This window comes from Streptomyces sp. NPDC052236 (assembly GCF_044548015.1).
In the GTDB taxonomy this organism is placed as follows: domain Bacteria; phylum Actinomycetota; class Actinomycetes; order Streptomycetales; family Streptomycetaceae; genus Streptomyces.
In genome coordinates this window covers 26,282-33,619 of sequence record NZ_JBIUBL010000049.1, presented here as the reverse complement: position 1 = coordinate 33,619, position 7,338 = coordinate 26,282, and the positions used below count along the sequence as shown (strand labels likewise).

7 protein-coding genes, 1 tRNA gene and 1 riboswitch are annotated in these 7,338 nt (G+C 71.4%); of the genes, 6 read left to right on the top strand and 2 right to left on the bottom strand.

Annotation, left to right across the window (positions count from 1 at the left end; translation table 11 throughout):
• Window positions 1-230 precede the first annotated feature (230 nt).
• A complete protein-coding gene (locus ACIHCQ_RS42545) occupies window positions 231-827 on the bottom strand; it encodes a helix-turn-helix domain-containing protein (protein WP_399674440.1) in 597 nt (198 codons plus the stop codon).
• Window positions 828-890: 63 nt separating this feature from the next.
• On the opposite strand from ACIHCQ_RS42545, the gene ACIHCQ_RS42540 reads away from it, so the two are divergent.
• Window positions 891-1,430 carry a GNAT family N-acetyltransferase gene (locus ACIHCQ_RS42540; RefSeq protein WP_399674444.1) on the top strand — a complete coding sequence of 180 codons (540 nt, stop codon included), beginning with the start codon at window positions 891-893 and terminating at the stop codon, window positions 1,428-1,430.
• Here ACIHCQ_RS42540 and ACIHCQ_RS42535 read toward each other — a convergent pair.
• Window positions 1,420-2,568, bottom strand: coding sequence for a hypothetical protein (locus tag ACIHCQ_RS42535; protein WP_399674438.1), 1,149 nt, complete (start codon window positions 2,566-2,568; stop codon window positions 1,420-1,422). The two genes, ACIHCQ_RS42540 and ACIHCQ_RS42535, sit on opposite strands and share 11 nt — an antisense overlap.
• A gap of 215 nt (window positions 2,569-2,783) precedes the next feature.
• On the opposite strand from ACIHCQ_RS42535, the gene ACIHCQ_RS42530 reads away from it, so the two are divergent.
• From ACIHCQ_RS42530 to ACIHCQ_RS42510, 5 genes are all read left to right on the top strand, one after another.
• A complete protein-coding gene (locus tag ACIHCQ_RS42530; protein ID WP_399674436.1) occupies window positions 2,784-3,203 on the top strand; it encodes a YciI family protein in 420 nt (139 codons plus the stop codon).
• Window positions 3,200-4,435, top strand: coding sequence for an RNA polymerase sigma factor (locus tag ACIHCQ_RS42525; RefSeq protein ID WP_399674435.1), 1,236 nt, complete (start codon window positions 3,200-3,202; stop codon window positions 4,433-4,435). Before ACIHCQ_RS42530 ends, ACIHCQ_RS42525 begins: the two co-directional genes overlap by 4 nt.
• Window positions 4,436-4,517: 82 nt before the next feature.
• Window positions 4,518-4,591 (top strand) — tRNA-Met (locus tag ACIHCQ_RS42520).
• A 167-nt stretch (window positions 4,592-4,758) separates the two neighbouring features.
• Window positions 4,759-5,880 (top strand): PP2C family protein-serine/threonine phosphatase, encoded by a 1,122-nt coding sequence (locus ACIHCQ_RS42515; protein ID WP_399674433.1) that lies wholly within the window; start codon window positions 4,759-4,761, stop codon window positions 5,878-5,880.
• A gap of 225 nt (window positions 5,881-6,105) precedes the next feature.
• Window positions 6,106-6,261: riboswitch (cyclic di-AMP (ydaO/yuaA leader) on the top strand.
• Between the two features lie 11 nt (window positions 6,262-6,272).
• Window positions 6,273-7,328 carry a M23 family metallopeptidase gene (locus ACIHCQ_RS42510; RefSeq protein ID WP_399674431.1) on the top strand — a complete coding sequence of 352 codons (1,056 nt, stop codon included), beginning with the start codon at window positions 6,273-6,275 and terminating at the stop codon, window positions 7,326-7,328.
• Window positions 7,329-7,338 lie beyond the last annotated feature (10 nt).

The following is a 7,338-nucleotide window of genomic DNA, read 5'->3' as shown; positions in this document are numbered from 1 at the left end:
GCCCCGCCGCCGCGCCCCCCGCCCCCGCGGGGGGGGGGGGGGGGCCCGCGCGGCCGGGGGGGGGGGGGGGGGCGGGGGGGGGGGGGGGGGGGGGCCCCCCCTTCGAGGCGGCGTTCAGGTGCGGCGAGGGGCTGGGCCCGGAGGCGATGGTGGCGGCAGCGGCAGCGGCAGTACCGGGCCGTGGCGCCGGCCGGGTCAGCCCCTGAAGCGCGCTGCCTCTACAGTGCTGCCTACGGCGGGGACGGCCCGCCGCCTCGCAGCTGGGCCGCCCGCGGTCGCATGATCAGTGCCGCGATGTAGTACGTGCACGGATCGGCGCCACGGTTCGCGTACGCGTGGGTGACGTCGGCGGCGAAGTACAGCGAGTCCCCCTCCCCCAGCTCCACGGAGCGCTCCCCCAGCGTGAGCTGGACGGTGCCCGCTTCCACCACGATGAACTCATGGGAGCCCGGAGCGTACGCCGGGAACTGTCCCGCGTCGCAGCCCGCCGGCAGCGTGGTCCGGATCCATTCGAAGTTCACGCCCGGCACGACCGGCGTGAGGATCGTCCGCCGCCACCCTCCCGGTTCGTCCACCGTGTCCTGTTCGGTGGCGCGCCGCACGATGATCCGGTCGTCGTCGGGCTGTGCGACCAGCTCCGTGAGCGGGACGCCGAGACCGTCCGCGATACGGGCGAGTACGACGACTGTGGGCGCCTTCTGGCCTCGTTCCACCGAGGACAGCATGCTCACGCTCACCTCGGCGACCGCTGCCAGCCGCTGGAGAGTCTGGCCACGGCTGTGCCGCAGTGCCTGGATGTGCCGGCCCAATGCCGCGAGGTCCAACATTTCGCTATAATGGCACAGTTTCCGCTATAGAGAAATGAGTACGCGTTCGTGGCAGCTCCCGAGATGAACGAGGCGATCATCCGCCCAGCCGTACCCGCGGATCTCAAGGCCGTGGCCGAGATCTTCACGCACTACGTCACCCACACCGTGGCCACCTTCGAGGAGACCCCGCCGACCGTCGCCGCGTGGCACCAGCGGCTCGACCACCTCACCGGCCGCGGCCTGCCATTCCTGGTGGCCGAGTTGTCCGGTGAGGTGGCGGGGTACGCGTACGCCGGACCCTGGCGGGACAGACCGGCGTACCGCCACACCGTGGAGGACACGATCTACGTCGCCCCCGACCGCACCGGCCGGGGCCTGGGTGCAGCGCTGCTCGGCGCGCTGCTGGCCGAGAGCACCCGGGCCGGTCTGCACCAGATGATCGCGGTCATCACGGACACCGGCTCGGCCGGCTCCACCGGTTCCGCCGCGCTGCACCGCCGCTTCGGCTTCGCCGACGCCGGACTGCTGACCGGCGTCGGCTACAAGCACGGCCGCTGGATAGACACGCGGCTCATGCAGCGCGCCCTGTCCGCGAGTTCAGTCCGTGAGTTCAGTCCGTGAGCAGTACGGGCTTCGGCAGGCCCTCGGCGTCGAAGTCCGTGCCCGCGATGGTCAGTCCCTGCCAGGTCCAGGCCGCCGAGGCCAGATAACGGCTGCTCGTACCCCCGTCCGGCACGGCGAGCCTCGTCCAGCGCGCGCCGTCGCGCCTCATGGCGTAGGACGTACCGTCCAGCTCCTGCCCGACGATGACCACGCCGGCGGGCGTCAGCGTCAGGTCCCTCACCCTGCCCGTGCCGCTGGGCACCGGAACCTGCCGCCACACGCGGCCGTTCCAGTGCGCGACCAGAGCATGGCCCCGGTCCTCCTCGTCCAGCAGCACCCGGCCCGCCGCCCAGATGTCGTTGGGACCACGCACCTCCAGGTCGATGAGCTCGCCGTTGATTCCGCTGTACGGCACCGGGACCTGCGACCACGCCGTCCCGTCGTAGTGGTACGCGACGGGCGTGTCCTCGTCGCTGTAGCCCGAGGCCCACACATCGTCCGCCGCGATCGCCGTCACCGACGTGAGCCAGTTGTCAGCGGCGCGCGGCATGGGCATGACCTGCCAGGACGTACCGTCCCAGTGCTCCACGAGGGCCTCGGCGTGCGTCTCGTAGATCGTGCCGCCCGGCTTGTCCGGGTTGGGCCGCTCACTGTCGATGAACGTCGCCCAGCCCACCGCCCACGCGTCGTCGCTCGCCCGCGTGGACACGTCCAGCAGGCCGCCGTCCGTGAACTTCCCGGCCGGCATCGGGGCGGTGACCTGCCGCCACGCCGTACCGTCCCAGTGCTGCGTGAGGATGCCGCCGCGCGTCTGCTCCCAGTCGCTCACCATCCACGCGTCGCGCGCGGACAGGGCGCTGACCGAGGAGATGCGGTTGGAGGTTTCGCCGAACGCGGGCACCGGCACCTCCCGCCAGCCCGCCGCGCTCTTCCGGTCGTCGTACGAGAGCAGCAGCGGCGAGTGACGCTCCGCGCGGCCCTCCCGGGTCACCCCTATGCCGTAGGCCCAGCTGATGTGGCTGTCCACCCGCGTGACCCCGAGCAGCGCGCCATTCCCCGTGACGGGCAGCGTCGGTGCCTCCCACCCCGGGGCGGCGTGCGCCGTACCGCTCGTCAGTACGACCACTGCCGCGGCCAGGGCCGCCCCGGCGCTCATCCGAAATCCCATGTCTGCCGCGTTCCTGTCTCTCCGAGAGCAAAGCCTGCCCACCTCAGATGCTTTGGCGCCGAGCGTGCGTTGCACGTGGTTCCGAGAAAATTCCAAAAGAAGTGCCGAGAGGATGTCGAGAACCCGTCGTCGGCCACGACGTCCCCTGTGAAAGTTGCCCACAAGGGCAGCGACTCAGGTGATTCATCCGAAGGAGCGAAGTCATGAAGTATCTGGTGATGGTGCGGGGCACGCAGGCCGACTACGACGCGATGACCGGCAAGCCCTCCGAGCACAGCCCTGCCTGGAGCGAGAAGGAGCTCCAGGCGATGTTCTCCTTCATGGAAGGCATCAACAACGACCTCGCCGAGTCCGGTGAGCTCGTCGACGCGCAGGGACTGACCGAACCCGCGCAGACCCGCTTCGTCACTGCGGGCCCGGACGGCCGCCCGGTGATCACGGACGGCCCCTACGGTGAGACCAAGGAGGTACTCGCCGGGTACTGGGTTCTGGAATGCGAGAGCCTGGAGCGGGTCACCGAGATCGCCGCGCGCGTCGCGCAGTGCCCGGCCCCCGCGGGCGCGCCCGTCTTCCCGGTGGTCATCCGGCCCATCCAGGACGGTTCCGGAGACGGTGTGTGTTGAGACGTACGACCGACATCGAGGACCTGCTGCGCCTGCACGCGCCGCAGGTCCTCGGCGTGCTGGTGCGCCGGTACGGGCACTTCGACCTGGCCGAGGACTCCGTACAGGAGGCGCTGCTCGCCGCCGCGCAGCAGTGGCCGCGCGAGGGCCTCCCCGACAATCCGCGCGGCTGGCTGATCAAGGTGGCCGCGCGCCGCCTCACCGACCAGCTGCGCAGCGAGGAGGCGCGGCGCAGGCGCGAGGAGACGGCCGCCCAGCTCACCCCGCGCGACGCCTTCACCGCGCCGCCGCCCGGCGAGAGCCGCGCGCCGTCCGACGACGACACCCTCACCCTGCTCTTCCTGTGCTGCCACCCCGAGCTCACGCCGGCCGCGCAGGTCGCGCTCACCCTGCGGGCCGTCGGCGGTCTGACGACGGCCGAGGTCGCCCGCGCGCATCTGGTGCCCGAGGCGACGATGGCGCAGCGCATCAGCAGGGCGAAGGCGAAGGTCAAGGGGGCGCCGTTCCGGCAGCCGGGGGCCGAGGACCGCGATCAGCGGCTGGCCGTCGTGCTCCAGGTGCTCTACCTGATCTTCAACGAGGGCTATACGGCGACCTCCGGCAGCGATCTCCACCGCGCGGACCTCGCGCGCGAAGCGATCCGGCTGACCCGGTCCGTACGCAGGCTGCTGCCCAGGGAAGGCGCGGTCACCGGGCTGCTGGCGCTGATGCTGCTCACCGAGGCCCGCAGCGCGGCCCGCACCGGACCGTACGGCGAAATCGTCCCGCTCGACGAGCAGGACCGCGGGCGCTGGGACCGGGCGCTGATCGCGGAGGGCTGCGCCCTGGTGGAAGAGGCCCTCGCCGAGGGGCCCGCCGGTCCCTACCAGCTGCAGGCGGCGATCGCGGCGCTGCACGACGAGGCGGCGCGCGCCGAGGACACCGACTGGCCGCAGATTCTTGGGCTGTACGACTTTCTCGTACGCCGTACTCCCGAGCCCATGGCCGAACTGGGCCGGGCCGTGGCCGTCGCCATGGTGCACGGCCCGGTGGCGGGGCTCGCGGAAGTCGCCAAGCTGGAGGACCGGCTGGCGGGACACCACCGGCTCGACGCCGTACGCGCGCACCTGCTGGAGAAGGCGGGCGACGCCGAGGGTGCGCGGGCCGCGTATCAGCGGGCCGCGCAGCGCACGCTCTCCAATCCCGAGACGCGGTATCTGCGGATGCGAGCCGCGAGGCTGGCACCGCAGTGAGCCTCCCGCGGGCGTGGCAGCGAGCCCTCCCGCCGGGGTGGCGTCGACCGTGCTCCGGATGGCGTAGAGTTGTGTTCAGCGGCGCGGGGTGGAGCAGCTCGGTAGCTCGCTGGGCTCATAACCCAGAGGTCGTAGGTTCAAATCCTGCCCCCGCTACTAGAAGACAGTGGCCCGGCACTCGAAAGAGTGCCGGGCCACTGTCGTATGCGCGCATGTCCTATGCGCGTATGGCGTGCGCCCGGTTGGCCGACGGCGATTGGCTGCCCGGCGCGGCTGCGGCCAGCCTGAGACCTGACAAGGGCGGACCGGTCAGGAGATCAGAGGTGGGGCACCCAAGGCGGCACGGCATCGGTACCGGGGTTGTCGGCGCTCGCCGCTTCATCCGTGCGCTGCCCACACTCATGATCACCGGCGGGCTCGCCTTCGACCTCGCGACGCCACCCCGATTCACGGCGGTGCCGCTCTTCGCTGCTGCCCCGCTGATTGCCGCGCCCTTCTTCTCCTGGCTCACCACGCTGCTGACCGGCCTCGTCGCCACCGTGGCCATGGTCAGCCTGCGCCTCTACAACGAGACCGTGTCGGAGGTCACGGCGTACACCGAGATGTTCACCTTGATCACCGTCTCCGGGCTCGCGCTGCTCATCAACCGGGTCGTACGGCGTGGTGGCGAGCGGCTGGCCTCGGCCCGGGTCATCGCCGAGACAGCGCAGCGCGCCGTGCTGCCCACCCCCGCCGAACGCATCGGCGGGCTGCGCGTCGCGGCGCGGTACGAGGCGGCGCAGGCGGGCGCGTCCATCGGCGGCGACCTCTACGCCGTACAGGACACTCCGTACGGCGTACGCCTGGTCGTGGGCGACGTCCGGGGCAAGGGGCTCGACGCGGTCGAGGCCGTGGCCGTCGTCATCGGCGCCTTCCGCGAGGCCGCCGAGCACGAGGGCTCGATCGAGGCCGTCGCCCAGCGCCTGGAGCGCGCGCTCGCGCGGGAGGGGACGCGGCGCGACGGGCTGGACGTCGTCGAGGGGTTCACCACGGCTGTACTCGCCGAGATCCCGCGCGGGCGGGGCGGGGTACGGGTGGTGAACCGGGGCCATCCGGAGCCGCTGATGCTGTACGCCGACGGCGGTCTGGAGGTCCTGGAGCCGAGCGAGCACGCGCTGCCGCTGGGGATGGGCGAGCTGGGCAGCGGGCCGGACCGGGCCGACGAGCATCCGCTCCCCGCCGGGGGCACGCTGCTCCTCTACACGGACGGGCTGTCGGAGGCGCGCGACGCGCACGGTGTCTTCTACGATCCCCGCGAGCGGCTCCGCGGCCGGGTCTTCCCGGGGCCGGAGGAGCTGCTGGACGCGCTGACCGCGGACGTACGACTGCATACAGGCGGCGGCTTGAGCGACGACCTGGCGCTGCTGGCGGTCCGCCGCCCCGGGGACGGTCGGCACCCTGCGTAGTCGAATGACATCCCTCCGCATAGCATGTGACATACCGTCAAGCTGGCGGGGTGGTGTGACGCGGCCTGATGGACGATCAAGTCGCCCCATTCAGGCAGCTTGTGTCCTGGTAAGTCCCGGCCGGCGTTCTTAATGAATACCCAGAACCGCTTGGTATCCGGCCCTGGTGTCTATTAACGTTCGATAACGCAGCGCGGTCGTCCCAGTCGTCGCCAGAGACGGCACCGTGCGCGTGCGCCGAATTTCGCAAGGAAACCGGGGAACCACCAATTGGGGTGAATCGGGCATCCTTTGCCGCTCTTTTCGCGGCGGAGGCACCCGTAGGAGACCTTCCTGCTCCGAACCCGTCAGCTAACCCGGTAGGCGAGAAGGAAGGAAAGGAGTACGCCTCCGTGGCGTCCAATACCCCTGCCCCCGTAGCACCTTCTCCATCTGAATTCTTCGGTAACGAGGGGGCGGAGCGGGGCTGGGAGGAATGGAACCCCACCAAGGACTCCGTCCTTCCGGTACGTGGCCGGCACCGTGTCATGAAGCAGCGCGGCGGACTCGCCCGTAGCTCCACGGTGCTCGGCGTCGGCGTGATCGCGGCGGTCGGCGCGGGCGGCATCGCCACCGCGCAGGAGAAGCCGGCGGTCTCCATATCGCTTCCCGACTCGGTAGTGGACAGCCTGCCCGACGCCGAGTCCCTGCCGGGCGTGGGCGCCTGGCTGTCCGACGGCTCCGACGACGCGGACGACTCCTCCGACACGGGGGACGTCACGGCGGTCACGCCGGCGAGCTTCACCGGGGAGGGAGCCGGGAACGCCACGCAGAGCGCGGCCGGCGCGGGCGAGGCACTGCGCGCCCGGATCCTCCAGCAGGTCGAACAGCAGCAGGCCGTGGCGGACGCCGAGGCCAGGGCGGACGCCGAGAGGCTCGCCGCGGAGAAGGCAGCCGCGGAGGCGACGAAGCAGCTGACCACGGCGGAGGCGCAGGCCGAGGCCGACCGGAAGGCGGCCGACGCGCGCGCGGCCAAGGCGGAGGCCGACCGGCTCGCCAAGCTCGCCACGAGCTACGCGCTCCCCACCTCCTCGTACACGATCACGTCCACGTACGGCCAGGCCGGCTCCCTGTGGTCGTCGGGCTACCACACCGGCCTGGACTTCGCCGCGCCCACGGGCACGCCGGTCAAGGCGGTGCACAGCGGCACGGTCAAGGAGGCGGGCTGGTCCGGATCGTACGGCTACCGCACGATCCTGGAGCTGGAGGACGGTACGGAGGTCTGGTACGCCCACCAGTCGTCCATGTCGGTCAGCGTTGGGCAGAAGGTGGCGACGGGCCAGACGATCGGCCGCGTCGGCGCGACCGGCAATGTCACCGGCGCGCATTTGCACCTTGAGGTGTTCACGGCGGGCGGCTCGCCCATCGACCCGATGGCCTGGCTGCGGGGCAAGGGCCTGACGATCTGAGTCGGTCCCT

Coding starts and splice junctions, on each gene's coding strand:
- ACIHCQ_RS42545 (WP_399674440.1), bottom strand. CDS start 827: ATGTTGGACCTCGCGGCATTGGGCCGGCACATCCAGGCACTGCGGCAC.
- ACIHCQ_RS42540 (WP_399674444.1), top strand. CDS start 891: ATGAACGAGGCGATCATCCGCCCAGCCGTACCCGCGGATCTCAAGGCC.
- ACIHCQ_RS42535 (WP_399674438.1), bottom strand. CDS start 2,568: ATGAGCGCCGGGGCGGCCCTGGCCGCGGCAGTGGTCGTACTGACGAGC.
- ACIHCQ_RS42530 (WP_399674436.1), top strand. CDS start 2,784: ATGAAGTATCTGGTGATGGTGCGGGGCACGCAGGCCGACTACGACGCG.